Annotated in this window: 27 protein-coding genes and 1 pseudogene; 16 read left to right on the top strand and 12 right to left on the bottom strand. The window is 69.0% G+C overall.

Features of this window, described 5'->3' with window-relative positions:
* Positions 1-41 precede the first annotated feature (41 nt).
* The 5 genes from folP to G6N56_RS10270 all read left to right on the top strand — a co-directional run bounded on the left by folP (position 42) and on the right by G6N56_RS10270 (position 3,354).
* Complete coding sequence (gene folP, locus G6N56_RS10290; protein WP_085258186.1) at positions 42-917, top strand: dihydropteroate synthase; 876 nt, start codon at positions 42-44, stop codon at positions 915-917.
* Positions 914-1,888, top strand: coding sequence for a glucosyl-3-phosphoglycerate synthase (locus G6N56_RS10285; protein WP_085258185.1), 975 nt, complete (start codon positions 914-916; stop codon positions 1,886-1,888). The genes folP and G6N56_RS10285 overlap by 4 nt, the downstream gene beginning before the upstream one ends.
* 38 nt (positions 1,889-1,926) lie before the next feature.
* A complete protein-coding gene (locus G6N56_RS10280; RefSeq protein ID WP_085258184.1) occupies positions 1,927-2,286 on the top strand; it encodes a DivIVA domain-containing protein in 360 nt (119 codons plus the stop codon).
* Positions 2,283-2,861 carry a DNA-3-methyladenine glycosylase I gene (locus G6N56_RS10275; protein WP_085258183.1) on the top strand — a complete coding sequence of 193 codons (579 nt, stop codon included), beginning with the start codon at positions 2,283-2,285 and terminating at the stop codon, positions 2,859-2,861. Before G6N56_RS10280 ends, G6N56_RS10275 begins: the two co-directional genes overlap by 4 nt.
* 319 nt (positions 2,862-3,180) lie before the next feature.
* Positions 3,181-3,354 carry a DUF3117 domain-containing protein gene (locus G6N56_RS10270; protein WP_066995255.1) on the top strand — a complete coding sequence of 58 codons (174 nt, stop codon included), beginning with the start codon at positions 3,181-3,183 and terminating at the stop codon, positions 3,352-3,354.
* A gap of 19 nt (positions 3,355-3,373) precedes the next feature.
* Here G6N56_RS10270 and glgA read toward each other — a convergent pair whose 3' ends face one another.
* Positions 3,374-4,537, bottom strand: a complete 1,164-nt coding sequence (glgA, locus tag G6N56_RS10265; protein WP_085258181.1) for a glycogen synthase — start codon at positions 4,535-4,537, stop codon at positions 3,374-3,376.
* A 158-nt stretch (positions 4,538-4,695) separates the two neighbouring features.
* On the opposite strand from glgA, the gene glgC reads away from it, so the two are divergent.
* Positions 4,696-5,910: a glucose-1-phosphate adenylyltransferase gene (gene glgC / locus G6N56_RS10260; RefSeq protein WP_085258180.1), complete on the top strand. Its 1,215-nt coding sequence runs from the start codon at positions 4,696-4,698 to the stop codon at positions 5,908-5,910.
* Between the two features lie 39 nt (positions 5,911-5,949).
* On the opposite strand, the gene G6N56_RS10255 is transcribed toward glgC, so the two are convergent.
* The 5 genes from G6N56_RS10255 to G6N56_RS10235 form a co-directional block, all read right to left on the bottom strand.
* Complete coding sequence (locus G6N56_RS10255) at positions 5,950-6,624, bottom strand: methyltransferase family protein (protein ID WP_085258179.1); 675 nt, start codon at positions 6,622-6,624, stop codon at positions 5,950-5,952.
* Between the two features lie 8 nt (positions 6,625-6,632).
* On the bottom strand, positions 6,633-8,267 hold the full coding sequence (locus G6N56_RS10250; protein ID WP_180150511.1) for an ABC transporter permease: 1,635 nt from the start codon (positions 8,265-8,267) through the stop codon (positions 6,633-6,635).
* Positions 8,264-9,187: an ABC transporter ATP-binding protein gene (locus G6N56_RS10245; protein ID WP_085258178.1), complete on the bottom strand. Its 924-nt coding sequence runs from the start codon at positions 9,185-9,187 to the stop codon at positions 8,264-8,266. Before G6N56_RS10245 ends, G6N56_RS10250 begins: the two co-directional genes overlap by 4 nt.
* Positions 9,177-9,815 carry a TetR/AcrR family transcriptional regulator gene (locus G6N56_RS10240; RefSeq protein WP_085258177.1) on the bottom strand — a complete coding sequence of 213 codons (639 nt, stop codon included), beginning with the start codon at positions 9,813-9,815 and terminating at the stop codon, positions 9,177-9,179. Before G6N56_RS10240 ends, G6N56_RS10245 begins: the two co-directional genes overlap by 11 nt.
* A 179-nt stretch (positions 9,816-9,994) precedes the next feature.
* Positions 9,995-10,663, bottom strand: coding sequence for an O-methyltransferase (locus G6N56_RS10235; protein WP_085258176.1), 669 nt, complete (start codon positions 10,661-10,663; stop codon positions 9,995-9,997).
* 198 nt (positions 10,664-10,861) lie between these two features.
* Between G6N56_RS10235 and sigE the strand changes: the two genes are divergently transcribed.
* The 4 genes from sigE (at position 10,862) to tatB (ending at position 14,272) form a co-directional block, all read left to right on the top strand.
* Positions 10,862-11,641 (top strand): RNA polymerase sigma factor SigE, encoded by a 780-nt coding sequence (gene sigE, locus G6N56_RS10230; protein ID WP_085258175.1) that lies wholly within the window; start codon positions 10,862-10,864, stop codon positions 11,639-11,641.
* A gap of 128 nt (positions 11,642-11,769) precedes the next feature.
* A complete protein-coding gene (rseA, locus tag G6N56_RS10225; RefSeq protein WP_142280822.1) occupies positions 11,770-12,177 on the top strand; it encodes an anti-sigma E factor RseA in 408 nt (135 codons plus the stop codon).
* A gap of 163 nt (positions 12,178-12,340) precedes the next feature.
* Entirely contained in the window at positions 12,341-13,876 is a 1,536-nt protein-coding gene (htrA, locus tag G6N56_RS10220; RefSeq protein ID WP_085258174.1) for a serine protease HtrA, read from the top strand.
* Positions 13,877-14,272 (top strand): Sec-independent protein translocase protein TatB, encoded by a 396-nt coding sequence (gene tatB / locus G6N56_RS10215; protein ID WP_085258173.1) that lies wholly within the window; start codon positions 13,877-13,879, stop codon positions 14,270-14,272.
* A 77-nt stretch (positions 14,273-14,349) separates the two neighbouring features.
* Here the strand turns inward: tatB and G6N56_RS10210 are convergent, their stop codons facing one another.
* From G6N56_RS10210 to G6N56_RS10190, 5 genes are all read right to left on the bottom strand, one after another.
* Positions 14,350-15,507, bottom strand: a complete 1,158-nt coding sequence (locus G6N56_RS10210; protein WP_142280821.1) for an Mrp/NBP35 family ATP-binding protein — start codon at positions 15,505-15,507, stop codon at positions 14,350-14,352.
* Positions 15,508-15,826: 319 nt separating this feature from the next.
* The gene (locus tag G6N56_RS10205; RefSeq protein WP_085258172.1) at positions 15,827-17,083 is read right to left on the bottom strand and encodes a lytic transglycosylase domain-containing protein; all 1,257 of its coding nucleotides are present in this window, start codon (positions 17,081-17,083) and stop codon (positions 15,827-15,829) included.
* A 118-nt stretch (positions 17,084-17,201) separates the two neighbouring features.
* The gene (locus G6N56_RS10200) at positions 17,202-17,738 is read right to left on the bottom strand and encodes a DUF1003 domain-containing protein (RefSeq protein ID WP_085258171.1); all 537 of its coding nucleotides are present in this window, start codon (positions 17,736-17,738) and stop codon (positions 17,202-17,204) included.
* Entirely contained in the window at positions 17,735-19,042 is a 1,308-nt protein-coding gene (locus G6N56_RS10195) for a magnesium transporter MgtE N-terminal domain-containing protein (RefSeq protein ID WP_085258170.1), read from the bottom strand. Before G6N56_RS10195 ends, G6N56_RS10200 begins: the two co-directional genes overlap by 4 nt.
* Positions 19,043-19,097: 55 nt before the next feature.
* The gene (locus G6N56_RS10190) at positions 19,098-19,637 is read right to left on the bottom strand and encodes a DUF4190 domain-containing protein (protein WP_163645105.1); all 540 of its coding nucleotides are present in this window, start codon (positions 19,635-19,637) and stop codon (positions 19,098-19,100) included.
* Positions 19,638-19,794: 157 nt separating this feature from the next.
* Here G6N56_RS10190 and G6N56_RS10185 point away from each other — a divergent pair, with 157 nt between their 5' ends.
* From G6N56_RS10185 to G6N56_RS10160, 6 genes are all read left to right on the top strand, one after another.
* Positions 19,795-20,316 carry a YflT domain-containing protein gene (locus tag G6N56_RS10185; protein ID WP_085254522.1) on the top strand — a complete coding sequence of 174 codons (522 nt, stop codon included), beginning with the start codon at positions 19,795-19,797 and terminating at the stop codon, positions 20,314-20,316.
* Positions 20,317-20,394: 78 nt separating this feature from the next.
* Complete coding sequence (locus G6N56_RS10180; protein ID WP_232069327.1) at positions 20,395-21,750, top strand: extracellular solute-binding protein; 1,356 nt, start codon at positions 20,395-20,397, stop codon at positions 21,748-21,750.
* A gap of 8 nt (positions 21,751-21,758) precedes the next feature.
* Positions 21,759-22,688 carry a carbohydrate ABC transporter permease gene (locus G6N56_RS10175; RefSeq protein ID WP_232069326.1) on the top strand — a complete coding sequence of 310 codons (930 nt, stop codon included), beginning with the start codon at positions 21,759-21,761 and terminating at the stop codon, positions 22,686-22,688.
* A 4-nt stretch (positions 22,689-22,692) separates the two neighbouring features.
* A complete protein-coding gene (locus tag G6N56_RS10170; RefSeq protein ID WP_142280481.1) occupies positions 22,693-23,517 on the top strand; it encodes a carbohydrate ABC transporter permease in 825 nt (274 codons plus the stop codon).
* 3 nt (positions 23,518-23,520) lie between these two features.
* Positions 23,521-24,687, top strand: coding sequence for an ABC transporter ATP-binding protein (locus tag G6N56_RS10165; RefSeq protein WP_085254524.1), 1,167 nt, complete (start codon positions 23,521-23,523; stop codon positions 24,685-24,687).
* Positions 24,687-25,280: a suppressor of fused domain protein gene (locus G6N56_RS10160; protein WP_085254525.1), complete on the top strand. Its 594-nt coding sequence runs from the start codon at positions 24,687-24,689 to the stop codon at positions 25,278-25,280. Before G6N56_RS10165 ends, G6N56_RS10160 begins: the two co-directional genes overlap by 1 nt.
* 111 nt (positions 25,281-25,391) lie before the next feature.
* Here the strand turns inward: G6N56_RS10160 and G6N56_RS29010 are convergent.
* Positions 25,392-25,692, bottom strand: a pseudogene (locus G6N56_RS29010) (hypothetical protein); the annotation flags it as partial.

Raw genomic sequence — 25,692 nt, 5'->3', positions numbered from 1 at the left:
CTGGGGGCGCGCCCGACCCGATGACCGGGCACCATGGATGCGTGCAGTCAACCCTGTGCGGCCGTCCGGTCGCGGCGGATCGCCCGCTGATCATGGCGATCGTCAACCGCACCCCGGACTCCTTCTACGACAAGGGCGCGACCTTCAGCGACGAGGCCGCCCGCGAAGCCGCGCACCGGGCCATCGCCGAGGGCGCCGACGTCGTCGACGTGGGCGGCGTGAAAGCCGGGCCCGGCGAGGTCGTCGACGCCGATGCCGAGATCGCCCGGCTGGTGCCGTTCATAGAGTGGCTCCGCGGCGCCTACCCCGACCAGCTGATCAGCGTCGACACCTGGCGGGCCGAGGTGGCCAGGGTGGCCTGCGCGGCGGGTGCCGACCTGATCAACGACACCTGGGGCGGCATCGACCCCGCCCTGCCTGAGGTGGCCGCCGAGTTCGGCGCGGGGCTGGTGTGCTCGCACACCGGCGGGGCACTGCCGCGCACCCGCCCGTTCCGGGTGAGCTACGGGACCACCCCCCGCGGCGTGGTCGACGACATCATCCGCCGGGTCACCGCCGCCGCCGAGCGCGCGGTCGCCAGCGGGGTGGACCGCGACCGGGTGCTGATCGACCCGGCCCACGATTTCGGGAAGAACACCTTCCACGGGCTGGTTGTGTTGCGTCACGTGAGCGATCTCGTTAACACCGGATGGCCTGTTCTCATGGCTTTGAGCAACAAAGACTTCGTCGGGGAGACTCTTGGTGTGGGATTGACCGAACGGCTGGAGGGGACGCTGGCCGCCACCGCGCTGGCCGCGGCCGCCGGCGCGCGGATGTTCCGCGTGCACGAGGTCACCGCCACCCGCCGTGTGCTCGAGATGGTCGCCTCGATCCAGGGAACACGCCCGCCGGCGCGCACGGTGAGGGGCCTCGCATGACGGCATCAGACCTGGTCGCGTTCGCCAGCGACGGCGCGCTGGCCGCTCGGCCCGGGGACATCTGGTTCGGTGACGGCAACCGTCACCGCCCGGCCTGGACCCTCGGCGAGCTCGAGGAGGCGAAAGCCGGGCGGACGATCTCCGTGGTGCTGCCGGCGCTCAATGAGGAAGAAACCGTCGAATCGGTGATCGAGAGCATCTCGCCGCTGGTGGATGGGCTGGTCGACGAGCTGATCGTGCTCGACTCCGGGTCCACCGACGACACCGAGATCCGCGCCATTGCCGCGGGCGCCCGCGTCGTCAGCCGCGAGCAGGCGTTGCCTGAGGTGCCGACGCGGCCCGGCAAGGGGGAGGCCCTGTGGCGTTCTCTCGCGGTCACCAGCGGCGACATCGTGGTGTTCGTCGACTCCGACCTGATCAACCCGCACCCGATGTTCGTGCCGTGGCTGGTTGCTCCCCTTCTGACGGGTGACGGCATTCACCTGGTGAAGAGTTTCTACCGGCGTCCGCTCAACGTCGGTGATGCCAGCGGCGGCGCCGGTGCGACGGGCGGCGGGCGGGTCACCGAGCTGGTGGCTCGGCCGTTGCTGGCGGCCTTGCGCCCGGAGCTGGGCGGTGTGCTGCAGCCCCTCGGCGGCGAGTACGCCGCCACCCGCGAACTGTTGACGTCCCTGCCGTTCGCGCCGGGTTACGGCGTGGAGATCGGATTGCTGGTGGACACGTTCGACCGGCTCGGTCTCGACGCGATTGCCCAGGTCAACCTCGGTGTGCGCGCGCACCGCAACCGCCCGTTGGCCGAGCTCGGCGCGATGAGCCGCCAGGTGATCGCGACGCTGCTGTCGCGCTGCGGGGTTCCCGATTCCGGCGTCGGCCTGACCCAGTTCGTCGTGGACGGGCAGGGTTACACCCAGCACACCTCGCCGGTATCGCTGTCCGACCGGCCGCCCATGAAGGTCCTGCGGCCCCGCTGATCGCCGATGTGTCGGGGGCATAGGGCAATATCGACCCCGTGGCCTTGGTCTTGCTGTACCTGGTGGTGCTGGTGCTGGTGGGGATCGTGCTGTTCGGCGCGGCAAGCCTGCTGTTCGGCCGAGGCGAGCAGCTGCCGCCCCTGCCGCGGGGCACCACCGCGACGGTGCTGCCCGCGTACGGCGTGACGGGCGCCGACGTCGACGCCGTCAAGTTCACCCAGGTGCTTCGCGGCTACAAGACCAGCGAGGTGGATTGGGTGCTCGACCGGCTCGCCCGGGAGCTCGAGACCCTGCGTGGTCAGCTGGCACAGGCGCAGGCGGCGCCGACGGGCGCGTCCGAGGCCGAGGCGGTTCCAGTGGAACCCGAGGAGGCCGGCGACCGTCAGGACAAGATGTGAACAACGACGAGCTGGTCCGCTGTGCCTGGGCGACCCTCAAGCCGGGCCCGGACTTCGAGCTGTACCGGGATTACCACGACCAGGAGTGGGGCCGGCCGCTGCACGATTCCGTCGGCCTGTTCGAGCGGATGAGCCTCGAGGCCTTTCAGAGCGGCCTGTCGTGGCTGATCATCCTGCGCAAACGGGACAACTTCCGGCGCGCCTTCTCCGGCTTCGACATCGAGACCGTGGCCGGCTACACCGACGCCGACGTGCAGAGGCTGTTGGCGGACCAAGGCATCGTCCGTAATCGCTCCAAGATCGAGGCGACGATCGCGAACGCGCGCGCCGCCGCCGACCTCGGGTCGTCGACGGAGCTGTCCGACTTGCTGTGGTCGTTCGCGCCGTCCTCGCGGCCGCGGCCCGCCGACCCGTCCGAAATTCCTTCGGCCACGGAGGAGTCGAAGGCCATGGCGCGGGAGCTCAAGCGGCGCGGGTTTCGGTTCGTCGGGCCGACAACCGCCTATGCCCTGATGCAGGCGACGGGCATGGTGGACGACCATGTTCGCGACTGCTGGGTGCCTTCAGGTCGGTGACGATCCGGGCCGTGTGCGGGCCGGTGAGGAGGCGGCCGATCGGGGTAGGGCCCGGTGACGATCCGGGCCGTGTGCGGGCCGGTGAGGAGGCGGGCGATCGGGGTAGGGCCCGGTGACGATCCGGGCGGGAGACCGGCTTCGGGCGGCCCACGACGGGCCAGAACCGGGTCTTTGTGCAAATGATGACCTCGATAGGGAACAATGGGGGGGTGATTAGGCAGTTCGATGTCGGGTGTGGCTGGAATATCGCTGGCGGGGCATGCTCGGCGCCGACCAGGTCCGCGAGGGCGGGCCAGCTCGAACCTGGAGGGAGCACTCGATGGCGGCGATGAAGCCCCGGACCGGGGACGGTCCTCTGGAAGCAACGAAGGAGGGGCGCGGCATCGTGATGCGGGTACCACTTGAAGGAGGCGGTCGGCTGGTCGTCGAACTGACGCCCGACGAGGCTGCCGCTCTGGGCGACGAACTCAAAGGCGTGACGAGCTCAACCTGAGGGCTGCCCACCGGCGTGACTAGGCGCAGACCTTTCGATAGATGTCCAGCGTCTGCTCTGCGATGTGAGTCCACGAGAATTCGTCAACGCAACGCCGGCGTCCCGCCTGGCCGTACCGCTTCGCCTTCTCGGAATCGGCAACCAGCTCATTGACCGCCTCAGCCAGTCCCGTCCGGTAACCCTCGGGGTCGGCGTCGTCGTAGTGAACCAACGACCCGGTGACCCCGTCGGCGACCACCTCGGGGATCCCGCCAACGTCAGACGCCACCACCGGTGTTGCGCAGGCCATCGCCTCCAGGTTGACAATCCCCAGCGGCTCGTACACCGATGGGCAGACGAAAACCGTTGCGGCCGAGAGTATTTCGCGTAACTCCCCGATGGGGAGCATTTCGCGGATCCAGAACACGCCGGTGCGGCTGTGGGCCAGCTCGTCGACCGCGGCCCGCACCTCTTCGGCAATCTCGGGGGTGTCAGGGGCGCCGGCGCACAGCACCACCTGAACGTCGGGGCTGAATCGGTGCGCGGCCGCCACGAGGTGAGCCACGCCCTTCTGCCGGGTGATCCGCCCGACGAACGCCACCATGGGCCGGCTCGGATCGACGCCCAACTCGGCCAGCACGGACCCGGATTCCGCCGGCCCGGCCGGGTGCCAGACGTCGGTGTCGATCCCGTTGCGGATGACGTGTACCACGCTCGGATCGAGTGCCGGGTAGACCCGCAGCACATCCTCGCGCATCGCGGAACTGACGGCGATGACGGCGTCGGCGGCCAAGATGGCGGTGTGCTCCACCCACGTCGAAACGCGGTAGCCGCCGCCGAGCTGTTCTGCCTTCCACGGCCGGCGAGGCTCGAGCGAATGCGCGGTCAGCACGTGGGGGATGTCGTAGAGCGTGGCGGCCAGGTGCCCGGCCAGCCCGGTGTACCACGTGTGGGAATGCGCGACGGTGGCCTCCGACGCGGCGTTGGCCATCATCAGGTCGGCCGACAGGGTCGACATCGCCGGGTTGGCGTGCTTCAGCCGCGGATCGGGCTGGTGTACGAAGGCGCCGGGCCGTGGTGCGCCCATGCAGTGCACGTCGACCGCGCACAGTCGGCGCAGTTGGGCGACCAGCTCGGTGACATGGACCCCCGCTCCGCCATACACCTCGGGTGGATACTCCCGAGTCATCATCGCCACCCGCATACCCCGCACGGTAGTTCGCGCGGGCAGGGGCGTGCGAGGCGGGCCGCACTATCGGTTGCGGGCCGTCCGGCCCCAAATACCTTGACGGACAGCCCGACAGACAGCCAATAGGGCGATCCCCCTGGCAGCGGTTCCGTGCGGCCGATAGGTTTGACCCTATGAGGGAAGCGCCACACGTGCTGGGTATCGTCCTGGCCGGCGGTGAGGGCAAGCGGCTGTATCCGCTGACGGCGGACCGTGCCAAGCCCGCGGTTCCCTTCGGGGGTGCCTATCGGCTCATCGACTTCGTGCTGTCCAACCTCGTCAACGCCCGCTATTTGCGGATCTGCGTTCTCACCCAGTACAAGTCGCATTCACTCGACCGTCATATTTCGCAGAACTGGCGCCTGTCCGGGCTCGCCGGGGAGTACATCACCCCCGTCCCGGCGCAGCAGCGACTCGGCCCGCGTTGGTACACCGGCTCCGCCGACGCGATCTACCAGTCACTGAACCTCATCTACGATGAAGACCCCGACTACATAGTGGTTTTCGGCGCCGACCACGTGTACCGGATGGACCCGGAGCAGATGGTCCAGTTCCATATCGAAAGCGGGGCGGGCGCAACCGTGGCCGGCATCCGGGTCCCGCGCGGCGAGGCGAGCGCCTTCGGGTGCATCGATGCCGACGACTCCGGCCGCATCCGCGAATTCGTCGAGAAGCCTTTGAATCCGCCGGGGATCCCGGACGACCCGGCTTCGGCGTTCGTGTCGATGGGCAACTACATCTTCACCACTAAGGTGCTCATCGACGCGATCCGCGCCGACGCCGACGACGATCACTCCGACCACGACATGGGCGGCGACATCATCCCCCGCCTGGTGGACGACGGGATGGCCGCCGTGTACGACTTCAAGGACAACGAGGTGCCCGGCGCGACCGACCGCGACCGCGGCTACTGGCGGGACGTGGGGACGCTCGACGCGTTCTACGACGCCCACATGGATTTGGTGTCGGTACATCCGGTGTTCAACCTGTACAACAAGCGGTGGCCGATCCGTGGGGAGTCGGAAAACCTTGCGCCCGCCAAGTTCGTCAACGGCGGCTCGGCGCAGGAATCGGTGGTGGGCGCGGGCAGCATCATCTCGGCCGCGTCGGTGCGCAACTCCGTGCTCTCGTCGAACGTCGTGGTCGACGACGGCGCGATCGTCGAGGGAAGCGTGATCATGCCGGGCGCCCGCGTGGGCCGCGGCGCCGTGGTGCGCCACGCGATCCTCGACAAGAACGTCGTCGTCGGGCCGGGCGAGATGGTCGGCGTGGATTTGGAGAAGGACCGGGAGCGCTTCGCGATCAGCACCGGCGGCGTCGTCGCCGTGGGCAAGGGCGTCTGGATCTGACTCGCGCCGCACCGCTCGCAAGAGGAGCGGGGAGCCCCGCTACCAGACGTGCGGAACCAGTCGGTAGCGCACCCGCTGCGCGTATTCGCGGTAGCCGGTCAGATCCTGGATGAGTAGCTCCTCCTCGTCGAGGATGCGGAACACGAGCACCGCGATTCCCGGGATGACGAACAGCAGTCCCCAATAGGACCCAAGCGCCAGCGGCACGCCCACCATCATGATCACGTTGCCGACATACATCGGGTGCCTGACGAACTGGTAGAGGCCGCCGGAGGCCACCTGTTGTCCCGCCTCCACGGTGATGGTGGCCGCAGCGTAGCTGTTTTCGACGATCACCAACATGGCGACGCTCAAGCCGGTGACCACCAGGACGTCACCGACCAGGCACAGCCACACGGGCGCCGACGACCAGCCCATCCGATGATCGAATGCGCTGAACGCCATCATCGCGAAGAGGTCCACGAAGGACCCGGTGATGATGACCTTCTGGGCCGTCCGGGTCTCCGCGCGGGGCCCGGCACGCATGCGCCGCCGCAGCGCCGCCGGATTGGTCCGCGCCAGATAGATGGTCGGGATGATTGACGCCGTCGTGAAGGCGGCCATGAAAACCCAGGCTTGCCAATAGTGCAGCGTCCCGGCGGGCAGGAAGAGTATGACGGCAAGCGAGGCCAGCCCGAAGATCGAGGACGCCGTGAGTCGAACAGCGGTTTTCATGGATCCTCCTAACAACGCACATCGCGACGTCGAAAAGCCATGGTGCCCAAAGTGATCAGCCCCGTGTCAATGCCCAGCAGCCACAGCAGCGGAGTGGCGGTGAAGCCCGTGCCGGCGCGTGGCGTGTGCGCGAACGGTTCCAGATCGAGCAACCACTGCGGGAATCCGGCCAACGAACCGACGAGATACAGGCCGACGAACCCGACCAGCACCGCCCACGCCACGGGAGCGAAACGCGGCGCGAGCCCGAAGATCGCGACGGTCACTGCGGCGAGCAACCAGACCGCGGGCAGCTGTACCGCGGCGCTCGCGACGACGGTGCCGACCTTTCCGCCGGGGTCGCCTGCCGCGATGCCGTAGAGGAGCCCGCCGGCCAGTCCGCTGCCCAGCATCGCGACCGTGGAGCCGACGATCGCGAGAACCAGATGGCTTGCCAGCCAACGACTTCTGGACACCGCCCCGGCCAGGGTGGCTTCGGCCCGCTGGCCGGCTACCTCCTGGTGCGGTCGCAGGGTGAGCGACACGGCGAACGCGGCGGCCGCCATGCCCATCATTGTGAAGGCCACCGCGAGGAAGGCGTCCTCCAAGGCGCTCGTGCCGCCCATCCGCGCCACGATGTCACGCGCCGCGCCGTTGTCGCCCAACTCGCCGCCGATGCCGTGCACCACGCTGCCGATCAACAGCCCGTACAGGCACAGGCCGACGGTCCAGAGCAGCAGCCCGCCGCGATCGAGCCGCCACGCCAGGCCGAAGACGTTGCCGAGAGCGGGCCCGGCGGCGGCCGGGCCGGGTCGTTCGGCAATGAGCCCGGCCCCGACGTCGCGCCCGGCGAGCAATCGATACGCCGCCGCGGTCAGCGCCACGGCGGTCACCATGTGCGCCAATAGAACCCACCAGCGGTCGCCGGCGTACGGCCTGACATGAAGCGACCAGCCCAGCGGCGAGAGCCACGAGAGCCTGCCATCGCCGGCGTCACCGACGGCGCGCAGGGTGAACGCGACCGCCAGCACGGCGAACGCGGCTCCCCGGGCCACCCGGGCGCTCGGTGATAGCTGGGCCGTCACCGCGGCCACCGCGGTGAACACCAGGCCGGAGCCGGCGAGCGCCGCGCCGAAGGCGAGTGAGCCGCCCGCGGGGACGTCGGTCGTGAGCAGCCCCGCCGCACCGATCCCGCCGGTGGCGACCGACGCCCCGAACGCCAGCAGCAGCGCCGCGCTCAGGCTGGCGTACCGGCCGACGGCGGTCGAGTCGACCAATTCGGTGCGGCCGGTTTCCTCGTCGGCGCGGGTATGCCGGATCACCGTGAGGATGACGGCGATCGCGATGAGCAGGTGGAACATGCCGGCCTTCCAAACTCCCACGGCCCCAAGGCTGTCGTTGTAGATCCGCCCGTAGAGCGCGCGCTGGGCCGGGCTGGCGGTGATGGAGGCGGCGAATCCGGCGCGGGCGGCCTCGGTGGGGTAGACCTTCGCGATGCTGCCGACATACACGGTGGCCAACGGCACCGAGAGGAGCAACACCCACAGGGGCAGCGAGGCGCGGTCGCGGCGCAGGTTGAGCCGCAGGACCGCGAGCGTGCCCGTAAAGTGCGAGGTGGCCCGACGTGCCGGGCGCGGCCGGTCCAGCGTCGCGATAGTGCTCACAGCGCCGGCACCTTCCGAGGCGTGGCTTCGCTGTCGTAGTGCCGCAAGAACAGCTCCTCGAGCGTCGGCGGCTGGCTCACGAGGCTGCGGACACCGGCGTCGCCGAGCGCCCTGATCAGTTCGCCGAGGCTTTCGTCGTCCACCTGGGCGCGTAGTGTGCTGCCGTCGACACTGACGTCTTCGACGCCTTTGATCCGGGTGAGGTCCCCGAGTTCGCCAACCACTTCGGCCTTGATCGAGGTGCGGCTCAGATGCCGCATCGACGCCAGCGAGCCGCTCTCGACCGTCCTGCCGGACCGGATGATGGTCACCCGCTCGCACAGTGCCTCGGTCTCGGCCAGGATGTGGCTGGACAACAGGATGGTGGCCCCGCGGTCGCGAGCTTCGCCCACGCATTGCTGAAAGACGTGCTCCATCAATGGATCCAGCCCACTGCTCGGCTCGTCCAAGAGCAGCAGCGCGGCCCGTGACGAGAATGCCGAAATGAGCGATACCTTCTGGCGGTTGCCTTTCGAGTAGCTACGCACCTTCTTGTGGGGGTCGAGGTCGAAGCGCTCGATCAGCTCCGCGCGGCGGGTCCGGTCGAGGCCGCCCCGCATCCGCGCCAGCAGGTCGATGGTCTCGCCGCCGGTCAGCGACGGCCAGAGCGTGACGTCGCCCGGCACGTAGGCGATCTGGCGGTGCAGGCCGACGGCGTCGGCCCACGGGTCACCACCCAGCAGCCGTGCTGTCCCGCCGTCGGCTTTGACCAGGCCCAACAGGATGCGGATGGTCGTCGACTTGCCGGCCCCGTTGGGTCCGAGGAACCCGTGCACTTCCCCCTCGCGCACTGTCAGGTCGAGGCCGTCCAGTGCCCGCGCCCGCCCAAAAGTCTTGATGAGGCCGTGAATTTCGATGGGCGCTCGCTTGTCAGCCGGCATGGGATCCTCCTTGCTCGTCGGCGGCCAGGAATGCGTCGTACATGGTCCTGTCCACCATCAGGCCTTCCGTGTAGACCTCGAGGGCGGGCAGGACCATGTCACGGGCGTAGTCGCGCAGCACGGCGCGGATGTCGGTTGGCGTCGCGTGCATCTGCAGGTAGAGCAGAAAGCCGCCGCCGCCGGTGATGCCCAGATAGCGGGCCCGGGCGTGGGGATCGCGGCTGGGCTTGATGGTGCCGGCGCGCACGCCCTCGTCGAGGTATCCCTCGACGTTGTCGATCATCCTGCGCCACAGCAAGTTCGCCAGCTCGCCACCGGACTGCATGCTGCGCACCAGGTAGGCCATCATGGGTGCGTACGACTCGATCTCGGCCAGCTGTGCGAACCAGGTCGCGGGATCGTTCGACTTGAGCGCTTCGGACTTGGTGTCGCGGATTTCTTCGGCGATGTAGTCGTCGCAGGCCTTACGCAGGCCTTCCTTCGAGCCGAAGTGGTGGATGACCAGCGCGGCGCTCACGCCCGCCGCTTCGGCGATCGCGCGCAGTCCCACGCCGAAGCCCTGCTCGCCGAACTGCGCGATGGCCGCATCGCGGATCCGGGCGGCGGCGGTCAGGTCGGCTGAACGCATGTTCAGTACGCTAAACGTTCGTTCAGGCGGGCGTCAAGGGGGCGCAAAAGGCCCCGCGCAGAACGGGGCAATCCGCCGATTGGGGTTACGCGGGTATCTGCTTATGTGGCGACGGGGGTGGCCGCGGTGATGCGATCAGAGCGGCACAGCGCGAGCTCACCGCCGTGGGCGCGCGGGAACTAGTCGCGGACCGCGGCCAGGATGCCGTCCCCGAGTGGCACCAGTGCCGGGGTGAGTCGCTCGTCCTCGGCGATGAGCCGGGCCGCCTCGCGGACGGCCGTCACCTCGGCGTCGCGGGCCGCGGGGTCGCCGGCGCGCCCGCCCAACGCCGCCCGGTGCACCACGATGACGCCTCCGGGCCGCAACAGCCGCACGCCCTCGACGACATAAGCCGGCTGGTCGGCCGGATCGGCGTCGATGAAGACCAGGTCGTACGACTCGTCGGCGAGCCTGGTCAGCACGTCCTGGGCGCGGCCGCTGATCAGCCGGGTGCGCGACGGCCCGATGCCGGCCTCGGAGAACGCCTGCTTAGCCAGGCGCAGATACTCGGGTTCGATGTCGATCGTCGTCAGTACGCCGTCGTCGCTCATGCCTGACAACAACCACAGCCCGCTCACTCCCGCGCCGGTGCCGACCTCGGCGACGGCCTTGCCGCCGGTCAGTTTGGTCAGCAGGCTCAGCAGCGCGCCGACCGCCGGCGTTACCGCCCCGGCGCCGATGTCCACGGCCCGCTCGCGGGCGGCGACCAGAAGCGCGTCCTCGGAGATCGAACCCTCGGCATGCGCGGCAAGCGACTCGGCCCGGCTGGGGGCCGTCTGGCCGGGGGCGTCTGCGTCGGTGCCGTCCATGCCCGCAGCGTATTCCAACGGTGCGGCGGTCGGTCAGGCGCGCCCGCCCGCGGTGCGATGACACGCCCGGACTTTCGGTGATACCAAATTGATCGTCGGCCGGATCCGCCCTGGACAGGCCAGGTAACGATATGGTTTCTCAGCCTCAGCTCAGATTGTTCCTATATCGCGCACACTCCGGTACGCCACGGTAACCGTATGGATCGCGGAGGACGCTCTGTCAGGGGCATGGGGAATAGACATTTGCAGCTTCGTGTTTCTGACTGCAATGAACTGTCAATCCTCGATGGCAGGTCAGAGTCGGAGGAACTCAACATCACTACGCTTTTGAGCCCAACCAGCATGTCGCATCCCCAAGATCGTCGCGACGACGAATGGGCGGAGACGCCGGACGAATTGTCGGGCACCGCGGTGTTCGACGCGACGGGGGACAAGGCGGCGATGCCGTCCTGGGACGAATTGGTGCGGCAGCACGCCGATCGGGTGTACCGGCTGGCCTACCGCCTTTCCGGCAACCAGCACGACGCCGAGGACCTCACGCAGGAGACCTTCATCCGGGTCTTCCGGTCGGTGCAGAATTACCAGCCCGGCACGTTCGAGGGCTGGCTGCACCGCATCACCACCAACTTGTTCCTCGACATGGTGCGCCGGCGCGCCCGCATCCGGATGGAGGCGCTGCCCGAGGATTACGACCGGGTGCCCGCCGACGAGCCGAATCCCGAGCAGATCTACCACGACTCGCGGCTTGGCCCGGACCTGCAGGCGGCCCTGGACTCGCTGCCGCCGGAGTTTCGTGCGGCGGTCGTCCTGTGTGACATCGAAGGCCTGTCCTACGAGGAAATCGGCGCGACCCTCGGGGTGAAGCTGGGCACCGTGCGCAGCCGCATTCACCGGGGACGCCAGGCGCTGCGCGACTATCTGGCCGCACACCCGGAAGCCGGCGTCCGCCCGGACGCGCTGCACGCCGAGTCGGCCTAGCAGCGCGGACGCGGCCGTCGTAACCAGGCTGCCGCGCAACAATCCAGCGAATTCGCCGGCCGTAGGGGCGCGGTCGGGCGCCACCTCGCGCTACATTCGAGGTACAGGCGGCACGAAAGGAGCTGGTGATGGCCGACCCCGGAAATGTGGGGCATCTGTTCCGGCGCGCGTTCTCCTGGCTGCCATCCCAATTCGCCTCGCAAAGCGACGCACCGGTCGGGGCGCCCCGCCGGTTCGGGTCCACCGAGCATCTGTCCGTCGAGGCGATCGCCGCGTTCGTCGACGGTGAGCTGCGAATGAACGCCCACCTGCGGGCTGCGCATCACCTCTCGCTGTGTCCGGATTGCGCGGCCGAGGTCGAGGATCAGAGCCGGGCACGCGCGGCACTGCGCGACTCCCATCCCATCCGCATCCCCAGCACACTGCTCGGGCTGCTTGCCGACATTCCGCGTTGGTCGGACGACGACACCGCTGCGGCGGAGGTAGCCGACGGGTTGGCCGGGCGCGACGTACGCGGCCAGCGCAAACGCCGCTGACCCGGCACCTTCGACGGCGAAACCGCGCCTCGCCCGTGCGTTCATGGGCGGCCATTACCAAACCGTGGATACTAGGGTGGACACGGACAACATCGGCGCGGTGCATGGCGCCCGGTAAAGGCGGGTCTCGAGCGCTCGGGATGAGGAATCAAAAGAGGGTGATGTGACCTCCGACGGCAATGACAGTGGCTACGACCGCGGCAAGAACAGCGATAGGGACGTTCGCAGTCGCCTGGCGCCGCGGCCCATTTCCCGGCCGCCGGTCGACCCCGCATCCCGTCAAACGTTCGGCCGCCCCGACGGGCTGAACGGGTCTTTCGTGGCGGAGCGCGTGCGCCCGCCGAAATACCAGGCTCAGTCCGAGTACACGCCGCACGATCGACCGTCCGACCCGGTGCTGCAGGAGGCGTTCAGCCGGCCCGTCGGGAGCGTGGACACGCTGCAGCGCCACCCCGTAGACGCCGGGGCGCTGGCCGCCGAGCAGAACGGTTCCGGGCCCGAAGAGCCGGACGACCCCTGGCGGGACCCGGCGGCCGGCGCCGCTCTGGGCACCCCCGCGGTGGCCCCGACGGGGCCGCAGCCCGCTCCCGGTTACCGCGGCAAACTGGGCGTGCGCGATGTGCTGTTCGGCGGCAAGGTGTCCTACCTCGCCCTGGCCGTTCTACTGCTGATCGCGCTGGTCATCGGCCTGCTGGGCGGCGTGATCGGCCGCAAGACCGCCGAGGTCGTCGAGGCATTCACCACCTCGAAGGTGACGCTGGCGACCCCGAACAACGCCGAACAGCCGGCCGGGCGGTTCGCCAAGGTGGCGGCGGCGACCGCCGATTCCGTCGTAACCATCGAGTCGAAGAGCGACCAGGAGGGGCTGCAGGGCTCCGGTGTCATCATCGACGGTCGCGGCTACATCGTCACCAACAACCACGTGATCTCCGAGGCCGCGAACAACCCCAGCCAGTTCAAGACGACCGTGGTGTTCAACGACGGCAAGGAAGTGCCGGCCAACCTCGTGGGTCGCGACCCCAAGACCGACCTGGCCGTACTCAAGGTCGACAACGTGGACAACCTGACCGTGGCGCGGCTCGGCGACTCCGACAAGGTGCGAGTCGGCGACGAGGTCCTCGCGGCCGGCGCGCCGCTGGGGCTGCGCAGCACCGTCACGCACGGCATCGTCAGCGCCCTGCACCGCCCAGTCCCGTTGTCGGGCGAGGGGTCGGACACCGATACCGTCATCGACGGCGTCCAGACCGACGCCTCGATCAACCACGGCAACTCTGGTGGTCCGCTGATCGACATGGACTCTCAGGTGATCGGCATCAACACCGCCGGCAAGTCGCTGTCCGACAGCGCCAGCGGGCTGGGCTTCGCGATTCCGATCAACGAGGCGAAGATGGTCGCCCAGACGCTGATCAAAGACGGCAAGATCGTGCACCCGACGTTGGGCGTCAGCACCCGCTCGGTGAGCAACGCGATCGCCTCGGGCGCCCAGGTGGCCAATGTGAAGGCCGGCAGCCCAGCCCAGAAGGGCGGCATCCTGGAGAACGACGTGATCGTGAAGATCGGCAACCGCAAGGTGGCCGACGCCGACGAGTTCGTCGTCGCCGTGAGACAGCTGACCATCGGCCAGGACGCCCCGGTGGAGGTTGTCCGCGACGGTCGGCACGTCACGCTGACGGTCAAACCCGACCCCGACACCGGCTAGATGTTCGGCAACCTGAGCTGGGAGCACATCCTGGTCCTGGTCGTCGTCGGCCTGGTGATCCTGGGCCCGGAGCGGCTGCCCGGCGCTATCCGCTGGACCTCGACCGCGCTGCGGCAGGCACGGGATTACCTCAGCGGCATGACCACCCAGCTGCGTGAGGACCTCGGGCCCGAGTTCGACGACCTGCGTGGCCCGCTCAGCGAGCTGCAGAAATTGCGGGGTATGTCGCCGCGGGCCGCCCTGACGAAGCACCTGCTGGACGGCGACGATTCCTTCCTGACCGGAAACTTCGACCGCCCGGTGAACGGGCACCCGCCGGAGCCGTCGACACCGGCGGTCGAGGCCGAGCGGCATCCGCCCGGCGCTCCCGCCCCGTTCGACTCCGACGCCACCTGATCGTCGGCCGCGAGCGACCGCAATTGCACGCCCGTGACGGCGTGTTGGCGTACAGACACGGTCGCTCGCGGGGGTGGTTAGTGCCGCGTGGGGTCGAGGCCGAGGGAAATCCCGGCCAGCCCGCGCCGCCGCGACGACAGGTTGTCGGCCACGCTGCGTAGTTCCTTGGCCACCGGGGTGTCGGGGGCGCTGAGCACGACGGGGACGCCCGCATCGCCGGCCGCCACCAGCGCCGGGTCCAGCGGGACCTGACCCAGCAGCGGCACATCCGCCCCGACGGCCCGCGAGAGCCGCTCGGCGACCTGCCGGCCGCCGCCCTCGCCGAATACCTGCATCGTCGAACCGTCCGGCAGCACCAGCCCCGACATGTTCTCCACCACGCCGACGAGGCGCTGGCGCGTCTGCAGCGCGATACTGCCGGCCCGCTCCGCGACCTCGGCGGCGGCCAGCTGCGGCGTCGTCACCACGACGATCTCGGCGTTGGGGATGAGCTGTGCGACCGAGATCGCGACGTCGCCCGTCCCCGGCGGCAGGTCGAGCAGGAGCACGTCGAGGTCGCCCCAGTACACATCGGCGAGAAACTGTTGCAGGGCCCGGTGCAGCATCGGTCCGCGCCACACCACCGGGGTGTTGCCCTGCGTGAACTGGGCGATCGAGATGACCTTCACGTCGTGGGCGACGGGCGGCAGGATCATTGACTCGACCTGGGTGGGCCGGTCGCTGGTGCCCATCATGCGTGGGATGGAATGGCCGTGGATGTCAGCGTCGAGCACTCCCACCGACAGACCCCGGGCGGCCATCGCCGCCGCGAGATTTACTGTGACGGTTGACTTTCCGACCCCGCCCTTGCCCGATGCGATCGCGTAGACCCGGGTCAGCGACCCGGGCTGGGCGAACGGGATGACGGGCTCGGCGGCGTCACCGCGCAACTGCTTGCGCAGCTCGGTGCGCTGCTCGTCGCTCATCACGTCCAGGCTGACCCGTACCGCGCCGGTGCCGGGCACGTCGGCAACCGCCTGGGTGACGCGCTCGCTGATCTCGGTCTTCTTCGGGCACGCGGCGGTGGTCAGGTAGATCGCCACGTGGACGCCGCCATCAGGGCCGATGTCGATGCTCTTGACCATCCCCAGTTCGGTGATGGGACGCCGCAGTTCGGGGTCGATCACCTTCCCCAGGGCGGCGCGGATGGCTGCGTTGAGCTCGGCGTCCGAATCGGACAGGTCATGGCGGGACATCACCGCCGAGTGTAGGCGCGCGCGGCTCGGGCATCTGGCGGCGACCCGCTTCGCCCGGCTTTCGCCGCGCTTGCGATCGCCGCTCGGGCATCTGGCGGTGACCCGCTTCGCCCGGCTTTCGCCGCGCTTGCGATCGCCGCTCGGGCATCTGGCGGCGACCCGCTTCGTCCGGCTTTCGCCGCGCTTGCGATCGCCGCTCGGGCATCTGGCGGTGACCCGCTTCGTCCGGCTTTCGCCGCGCTTGCGATCGCCGCTCGGGCATCTGGCGGCGACCCGCTTCGCCCGGCTTTCGCCGCGCTTGCGATCGCCGCTCGGCCGATCAGCCGGCCGGAGCGGGCGTCGCCGGTGGGATGGGCGCCGGGGGCAGGCCGGCGGGCGGCGCGGGTGGTGCACCGAAGGGCGGCGGTGCGGGCGCGCCGAACGGCGGCGGTGCGGGCGCGCCGAAGGGCGGGGGGTTCTGGGCGCCGAACGGCGGCGGGTTCTGGGCGCCGATGCAGATCAGCGTGCACCCGGGCAGCTGGGTCTGTTGCTGCGCCGGGCCGGCGGGCGCCATCCACGGGAACATCGGGGGCTGGTTGACGCCCTGCGGGCTGAAGTCGATCAGCGGCACGCGCGCCAGCGGGTCGTCCATCGGCAGGCCGTTGATGTTCATCGGCAGGTTCGGGCCGAGCCCCTCCGGGTGCTCGAGGTGCGCGTCGCCCAGCGGAGGTGGCGGCCCGGTGATCGGCGGCAGGTCGACCGGGACGACGCCGGTGGCGTACGCGGAGGCCCACCCCAGGACGTTTTGCGCATACGACATCGAGTTGTTGTAGCGCAGGATGGCGGCCATCACCTGCGACTGGTCGCGCAGGTTGAGGCCGCCGCTGCACAGGTAGCGCGCGGCCGCCAGCGTGGAGTCGAAGAGGTTCTGGGGATCGGCGATGCCGTCGCCGTCGCCGTCGGAGGCGTAGCGCGCCCAGGTGCCGGGCAGGAACTGCATGGGTCCCATCGCGCGGGCGTACGTGACGCGATTGCCGGCGCTGCTGGAAATGATGACCTCGTTGCCCGGCAGGGTGCCGTCCAGCGCCGGCCCGTAGATCGGGCGGACCGCGGTGCCGCGCGAGTCCACGGCGCCGCCGCCGGCGTGGCCCGACTCGATGCGCCCGATGCCGGCCAGCAGGTTCCAGCTGATGCCGCAGCCGGGTGCGGCGACGGCCATCTTCTGCTCGGCGTTGCGGTAGGCGCTCAGCGCGACACTTGGAATGCCAAGCGCGCCAGGGGCATTCACGATCATCGGCGGGGGTGGCGCCGCCAACGCGGGCTCGGCGACGTGGAACGCGGTGGGTGAGTGCTCGATGGAGACGACGACCGGCCCGGAAACGTCGGGGAAAGTTGGGGATACGGCGGCCACCGGGCTCACCACCGCACGCACCGCCGGCACGTTGCCGGAAAGTGGGGGAGCGGCCCCGCCCACCGCGCCGGCAAATATCAGAAGAGTGATGATGGCTACGCCGAACGCCGGCGCTTTCTTTACGCGGAGTGCCCGTTGCCGCACCAGTGCGACCGCGCGTGGACCCCAGTGTCCCCCTATGCGCACTCGACCGTCCTTAATAGTGAGGTAGTCGAAAAGTTACGTATCCGTAGCCTCGTGAACTAGATCACCATACATAACTCTTGTGACGGGAGTGGCGCAATGGTCTGGTTTGCTTTCACTCCTATTTCTTAGCCGTGCGCTCCATGCCGTCACCGGCTCGAACCGCCTCGTCGTCAGGGTTTTCGGGCCGCAGGTTGGCCAGCAATTCGCGCAGGTCTTCCAGCTCGTGGCGCAGGTATTCGCGCGTCACCACCTCGCCGATGGCCAGCCGCAGCGCGGCCAGTTCCCGGGCCAGATACTCGGTGTCGGCCTTGGTCTGGGCGGCCCGGCGGCGGTCCTCCTCGAGGGCCACCCGGTCCCGGTTCTCCTGACGGTTCTGGGCCAGCAGGATCAGCGGGGCCGCGTAGGCGGCCTGGGTGGAGAAGGCCAGATTGAGGAGGATAAACGGGTAGGGGTCCCAGCGCAGCGTCGCCGCGAACACGTTTGCCAGGATCCATACCAGCACCACGATCGTCTGGATCAGCAGGTATCGGCCCGTGCCGAAGAACCGCGCGATCGACTCGGTGATCTGACCGACCGCGTCGGGATCGACGTGCAGCCCGAAGCCGCGCGATGTCCGCGGCGTGTACAGCCGCCGCGGGGCCGTGGACTTGCTCACGCCGACCCCCCCAATCCCTCGAGCCGGCCGGCGGCGTCGAACTCCTGTGCGTCGACGCGCCAGTCGTGCGGCAACAAGTGGTCGAGCAGGTCGTCGACGGTCACCGCCCCCAGCAGGTGTTTCTGGTCGTCGATGACCGGTCCGCACATCAGGTTGTACGCGGCGAGGTAGCGCGTCACCGCGGCCAGCGGAGTCTCCGGCGTCAGGGTGAGCAGGTCGCTGTCGACGATGCCGCCGACCAGTTCGGCCGGCGCTTCGCGCAGCAGTCGCTGCAGCGGCACGCAGCCGAGGTACCGCCCGGTGGGTGTGGCCGTCGGAGGGCGCACCACGAACACCATCGACGACAGGGCGGCGGTCAGGTCGGCATCGCGGACACGGGCCAACGCCTCGGCGACCGACGTATCGGGCGTCAGCACCACCGGGTTGGAGGTCATCAGGCCGCCCGCGGTGTCGGGGGAATGCGTGAGCAGCCGCCGCACGGGTTCGGAGTCGTCGGGATCCATCCGCGTCAGCAGCATCTCGGCGTCCGTGGGGTTCAGCACGCCGAGCAGGTCGGCGGCGTCGTCCGGATCCATCTCCTCGAGCACGTCGGCCGACCGTTCGGTGCCCAACTGCGAAAGCACGTCGGCCTGATCCAGCTCCGGCAGCTCCTGCAGAATGTCGGCCAGCCGGTCGTCGTTGAGGGCCTTGAGCACCTCGTACCGCCGTTTGGTCGGCAGGCCGCGGATGGCGTCCGCCACGTCGACAGCCTTGCGTCCCTCGAACTGGCCCAGCAACTGGGCGACCCCCTGATCGGGCATCGCCAGCGCCGACGGGGTCAGGCCCTGCACGTTGTGCCAGTCCACGACGTGCACCGGGCCGCGCCGTCCCAGTCGCCGGGGAACGCGGACGGCAACCCGGCTCACCAACCAGTCCCGGGTGCGGGTTTGTTCGATTCCGAGGTCGGTGACGACCACGTCGAGGCCGGCCAGTTCGGGCAGCGCGGGGTCGTTGACCTTGACCTGGGTGTCGAGTACCTGGCCTATCGCCAGCACCTCGCCCGGGCGCTGCTCGAAGTGGCGCAGGGACACGCTGCCCGTGTTCAACGTCACCGCGTCGGGCTCGATCGCCGCGACCCGCAGGATCGGAATGAAGATGCTGCGTCGGGTCGCCAGGTCGACGACCAGCCCCAGGACGCGCGGCTGCTGGCGCACGATGCTGATGCTGATGACGACATCGCGGACACGCCCGAACGATTCGCCGAACGGCCCCAACACCAACATTCGCGCGAGGCGCGCGACGTACACCCTATTGACCGATGCCATGCCAGAGAGCCTATTCAGCCGCCGACCGGATGGGGGATGCGCCGCGGTCGCGTCGCTAATGGGACCTCATCGCGAACATCACGACGACGAACATCACCGCCAGTGTCGCGATGCCGATGACGATGCCGGCGACCGCCAGGCCGTAGCCGTCCTGCCGGTTCCGCTTGACCTGGTCGAGCGCGATGGTGCCCAGGACGATGCCGGCGATCGAGCCGATACAGCAAAACACCCCCGCCACCGACGAGATCAGCGAGGCGATGGCGAGCCCGTTCGTCCCGGTCGGCACGTCGGGCTGCGGCCCGCCCGGGAACCCGTAGCCACCCGAGTACGGCGGCGGGCCGTAGCCGGCCGGCGGCCCGCCGTAACCCGGCGGTTGGCCGTAGCCGCCGGGAGGGGGCATTGGCGGCGGATAGCCGGGGTACGGGGGCGCGTAGCCAGGTGCCGGGTAGGCCGGGGGCGGATAGTCCGCGACCGGCGGCGGATAGTCGGCGACCGGCGGCCCCCAGGGCGCTTCCCACTGGGGCTGGTTGGGGGTGGGGCCGCTGGTGGCGGGCGGGTGGGCCTGGTCGTTGGGGTCGCCGCCCGGAGCCGTCATGGTGTTCAACCTAGCCTAAGGACGGGCGGCGGGCGTCGCGGTGACGACCGCCCGGCCCGTTTGCTCACGGTCCCGGAAGGTTGCCTAGATAGGGTGAAACCCCCGGGGATGAAACCCGAGATGAGTTCCGGGCCGAGGCGGAGGAGAATGAGTACACATGACTAGCCCCTTTCAGCCTGGCCAGGTTCCCGGCGCGACCCCTTCCGGCGCGGCCCGTCGGGGTGCGCCGGGATTGCCGACGCCGCCCAAGGGCTGGCCGGTCGGGTCCTACCCCACCTACGCCGAGGCTCAGCGCGCCGTCGACTATCTATCCGACCAAGACTTTCCGGTTCAGCAGGTCACCATCGTCGGCGTCGACCTGATGCAGGTGGAACGGGTCACCGGCCGGCTGTCGTGGGCGAAGGTGATCGGCGGGGGAATCCTCAGCGGGGCGTGGCTGGGCCTCTTCATCGGCCTGGTGCTCGGCTTCTTCAGCCCCAGCCCGTGGGCGGCGCTGGTCACCGGTCTGGTCGCCGGGGTGTTCTTCGGCTTGATCACCTCCGCGGTTCCGTACGCAATGGCCCGCGGCACAAGGGATTTCAGCTCGACCATGCAGCTGGTGGCCGGCCGCTACGATGTGCTCTGCGATCCGCAAAACGCGGAGAAGGCGCGGGATCTGTTGGCGCGCCTGGCGATCTGAGGCTTCAACGAGACGCGAGAGGCTGCATAGGTGGTGAGTCGTGGCCGGCGCGTAGCCGGCATCGCGCTTGCCGCCGTCATCATCGGCTGGGCGGTCGCGGGTTGCGGCCCCGCGGGCAACGCGTTGGTGATCAGTTTCTATACCCCGTCCACCGACGAGGCGACGTTCGCGGCCATCGCCCGGGACTGCACCAAACAACTGGGCGGCCGGTTCGCCGTCGAACACATCAGCCTGGGCCGGGCCCCCGGCGAGCAGCGACTGCAGCTGGCGCGGCGCCTGACCAGCCACGACCACACGCTGGACGTGATGGCGCTCGACGTCGTGTGGACCGCCGAGTTCGCCGAGGCGAGCTGGGCGCTGCCGCTGTCCGACGACCCGGCGGGACAGGCCGAATCCGACGCCACCGTCGATACCCTGCCCGGCCCCCTGGCGACGGCGCGCTGGCGGCACCGGCTGTACGGTGCGCCGATCACCACCAATACCGAATTGCTCTGGTATCGAGCCGATTTGGTGGACCAGCCGCCGCGGACGTGGGACGGCATGGTGGCCGAGGCCGCCAGGCTGGGCGCCGCCGGCGGTCCCGGTTGGATCGCCGTGCAGGCCAACGAGGGTGAGGGCCTGGTGGTGTGGTTCAACACGCTGCTGGCCAGTGGCGGCGGCCAGGTGCTCTCCGACGACGGCCGTCATGTCACGCTCACCGACACGCCCGCGCACCGGGCCGCCACCGTCGGCGCGCTGCGGATCCTCAAGGCGGTGGGCACCGCGCCCGGGGCCGATCCCTCGATCACCCGGACCGACGAGGGCACCGCGCGGTTAGCGCTCGAGCAGGGCAAAGCAGCGCTGGAAGTGAATTGGCCCTTCGTGCTGGCGTCCATGCTCGAGAACGCGGTGAAGGGCGGCGTGCCGTTCCTGCCGCTCAACCGGGACCCGCAGCTGGCCGGCAGCATCAACGACGTCGGCACCTTCGTGCCCAGCGCCGAGCAGCGGCGCATCGCGTACGAGGCCAGCCGGAAGGTCTTCGGGTTCGCGCCCTACCCCGGTGTGGCGCCCGGGCGGCCGGCGAGGGTGACGATCGGCGGGTTGAACCTCGCCGTCGCCAGCACCACCCGGCACCGCGCGGAGGCGTTCGAGGCCGTCCGCTGCCTGCGTAGCCTGCAGCATCAGAAGTACGTGTCGATCGAGGGCGGCCTGCCCGCCGTCCGCGCCTCGCTGTATTCCGATCCCCAATTCCAGGCCACCTATCCGATGTACACGGTCATTCGCCGGCAGCTGACCGATGCCGCGGTGCGCCCGGCGACGCCGGCGTACCAGTCGGTGGCCATCCGAATCGCATCGACCCTGAGCCCGATCACCGAAATCGACCCGGAGCGAACGGCAGACGATCTCACCAGGCAGGTACAGAAGGCGATCGACGGGAAGGGGCTGTTGCCGTGACCGCCTCGGTGCTCGACCCGGCCACCGCGCCCGTCGAAACCCGCGCCCGAAAGCGAACCCGGCGACCGGAGCGGCGACTGGCCTTCCTCCTCGTCGCCCCGGCGACGATCGTGATGCTGGGCGTGGCGGCCTATCCGGTCGGCTATGCGGTGTGGCTGAGCCTGCAACGCAACAACCTTGCGACGCCCGACGACACCGCGTTCATCGGGCTGGGCAATTACCTGACGATTCTCGGCGACCGGTACTGGTGGACGGCGCTGGCCGTCACCCTGGTGATCACCGTGGTCTCGGTGTCGATCGAGTTCGTGTTGGGGCTGTCGTTGGCGCTGGTGATGCACCGCGCCACCGTCGGCAAGGGCCTGGTGCGCACCGCCGTCCTCGTCCCGTACGGCATCGTGACGGTGGTCGCCTCCTACAGCTGGTACTACGCCTGGACGCCGGGGACCGGCTATCTGGCCAACCTGCTGCCGCAGGGTAGTGCCCCGCTGACGCAACAGATTCCGTCGCTCGGCATCGTCGTGCTCGCCGAGGTCTGGAAGACCACGCCGTTCATGTCGCTGCTGCTGCTGGCGGGCCTGGCGGTGGTGCCCGAGGACCTGCTGAAGGCCGCGGAGGTCGACGGCGCCGGCGCCTGGCGGCGGCTGACCCGGGTCACATTGCCCATCATCAAACCGGCAGTCGTGGTAGCACTGCTGTTCCGGACCCTGGACGCCTTTCGCATCTTCGACAACATCTACGTGCTGACCAATGGCGCCAACAACACCGGCTCGGTATCGATGCTGGGCTACGACAACCTGTTCAAGGGCTTCAACGTGGGCCTCGGCTCGGCGATCAGCGTGCTGATCTTCCTGTGCGTGGGCATCATCGCGCTGGTCTTCATCAAGGTGTTCGGTGCTTCCCAAAGCGCCACAACGCCGGGAGGTGGCGATGTCCGGTGACCGGGTGGGCGCGCGCCGCGCCACGGTCTGGGCCGTCGTCGACACGCTGGTGGTGGTGTACGCGCTGCTTCCTGTGTTGTGGATCCTCAGCCTCTCGCTGAAGCCGACCTCAGCGGTCAAGGACGGCAAGCTGATTCCGTCGCGGGTGACGTTCGACAACTACCGCGGCATCTTCCGCGGCGACTTCTTCAGCTCCGCGTTGATCAACTCCGTCGGAATCGGGCTGCTTACCACCGTCATCGCCGTCGTGCTGGGGGCCATGGCCGCTTATGCGATCGCGCGGCTCGACTTTCCCGGCAAGCGACTGCTCGTCGGCGCCACCCTGATGATCAGCATGTTCCCCGGGATCTCGCTCGTGACACCGCTGTTCGACATCGAACGCTTCGTCGGACTGTTCGACACCTGGCCGGGGTTGATCCTGCCCTACATCGCCTTCGCGCTGCCGCTCGCCATCTACACGCTGTCGGCGTTCTTCCGGGACATCCCATGGGATTTAGAGAAGGCGGCCAAGATGGACGGGGCGACGGCCGGGCAGGCCTTCCGCAAGGTGATCGTCCCCCTGGCGGCGCCCGGACTGGTGACCGCGGCGATCCTGGTGTTCATCTTCGCCTGGAACGACCTGCTGTTGGCGCTGTCGCTAACCGCGACCAAGGCGGCGATGACCGCCCCAGTCGCGATCGTGAACTTCAGCGGCACGTCGCAATTCGAGGAGCCGACGGGATCGATCGCGGCGGGCGCGATCGTGATCACCGTGCCCATCATCGTCTTCGTTCTCATCTTTCAACGGCGGATCGTCGCCGGCCTGACCTCCGGTGCTGTGAAGGGATAGCCGATGGCCGAGATCGAGTTGGCGCACGTGTGCAAGAGTTACCCCGACGGTGCGACGGCGGTGAAGGACCTCAACATCACCATCGCCGACGGCGAGTTCGTCATCCTGGTGGGGCCGTCGGGCTGCGGAAAGACCACCACGCTGAACATGATCGCCGGACTCGAGGACATCTCGTCGGGCGAGCTGCGCATCGGCGGCGAACGCGTGAACGAGAAGGCGCCGAAGGACCGTGACATCGCGATGGTGTTCCAGTCCTACGCGCTGTACCCCCACATGACCGTGCGGCAGAACATCGCGTTCCCGCTGACCCTGGCGAAGATGAAAAAAGCGGAGATCGCGCGGAAGGTCGAGGAAACGGCGAAAACCCTTGACCTGACCGAACTTCTGGACCGCAAGCCGTCACAGCTGTCGGGTGGCCAGCGGCAGCGGGTGGCGATGGGACGGGCGATCGTGCGTCACCCCAAGGCCTTCCTCATGGACGAGCCGCTGTCCAATCTCGATGCCAAGCTGCGGGTGCAGATGCGTGGCGAGATCGCCCGGCTGCAGAAGCGGCTGGGCACCACCACCGTCTATGTCACCCACGACCAGACCGAGGCCATGACGCTGGGCGACCGGGTGGTGGTGATGCATGCCGGTGTGGTGCAGCAGATCGGTACGCCCGACGAGCTGTACGAGCGTCCGGCGAACCTGTTCGTCGCGGGGTTCATCGGCTCGCCGGCAATGAATTTCTTTCCCGCCACGCTGACGTCCGTCGGGCTGCAGCTGCCCTTCGGCGAGGTGACGCTGGCGCCCGAGGTGCAACACGTCATCGCGCGCCACCCGAAGCCGGAGAGCGTCATCGTCGGGGTGCGGCCCGAACACCTGGCCGATGCCGCACTGATCGATGGGTATCAGCGGATCAGGGCCCTGACCTTCGAGGCGAAGGTCGACCTCGTGGAGTCGCTGGGGGCCGACAAATACGTGTACTTCTCCATGTCCGGCCCGGCCGTGCATTCGGCTCAGCTGGACGAACTGGAGGAGATACACGAAAACCAGTTTGTGGCAAGGGTTCCCGCCGAATCGGCGGCGACCGTCGGGCAGTCGATGGAGTTAGCCTTCGACACCGCCAAGGTCGTGGTCTTCGACGCCGAGACCGGCGCGAACCTCACTATCCCCGAGCCGTCGCCGTAATGGCACCGATCCTGGACGGTGTGCGCGCGCACCTGCGCGCCCATTTCGCGGACCGCGATCCGGCGTCGGCCAGCGTGACCTTCCTGGGCACCGAACCCATCGAGGTGTTGCGGTTCCGTGAGACGGACGGGTTGGTGCACTACGCGTCGCTGGGGTGCTCGCGCCACCCGATGACCGACCCGACGCAGGTGGCCGCCGACCCCGAGCGCGGCCCGCGCGCGGAAGTCGTCCTGCGCCTGCGCGATCCGGGGGCGGCCACCGGCATGGCCCGCAGCCTGGCCGTGCTGGCGGCGACGCCGGCGGTCGAGGGCGTGGTGCTCGTTGCCGACGCGCTGATCGACCTGGGCTCGCCGCTGTGGGCGTGGCCGTCGCGGCGGGTACCGTTCACCGCGGTGCTCCTGGGTCCCAGCGACATCCCGGACCTGCCGCTCCCTGCGCCCCGCGACCCGGTGACCTTCCTGTGGGCGACGCCCATCACCGCGACCGAAGCGGCATGGGTGCGGCTCAAGGGCGCCGAGGCGATGCGCCAGGCGTGGCAGAACGACGGCGTCGACGTGCTGGACCCGAATCGCCCTGCGGCCCAGCCGGGTTGATAGCGCGAGCAGACGCGAAAGCGCCCGACACGCCGGAGTTCTGCGGTCTTTTGTCTCTTTTCGCGAGGAGAAGCGCGCGTGCTCAAAGGCGGCCGCGCGCGGCTTCATCGGGTGGCCGCTGATGCGGGCTATGAGGCCGAGCGGATCACGCCGGATGTCGTCGACGGTCATCGGAATGATTGTCCATCCGCATTCCCGCAACCGGGCAGTCTTAAGGCGGTCATGCAACAGGGCATCGCGACCCAGATGCCATTCCACGCTGTCGTATTCGGCGACCACCATTGCGTCCGTCCATGCGAAGTCGAGGCGCCACAGTCGACCATGTCGATCGAGGATGCTGAACTGGAGCTCCGGGCATCGGCAGTCCGCTGTCGATGAAAAGCAGCCGCGCCTCACTCTCCATTGGCGATTC

Source organism: Mycobacterium saskatchewanense, from assembly GCF_010729105.1.
In the GTDB taxonomy this organism is placed as follows: Bacteria; Actinomycetota; Actinomycetes; order Mycobacteriales; family Mycobacteriaceae; genus Mycobacterium; species Mycobacterium saskatchewanense.
The sequence above is the reverse complement of the archived record's forward strand: the minus strand, read 5'-3'. Positions and strand labels throughout refer to the sequence as shown.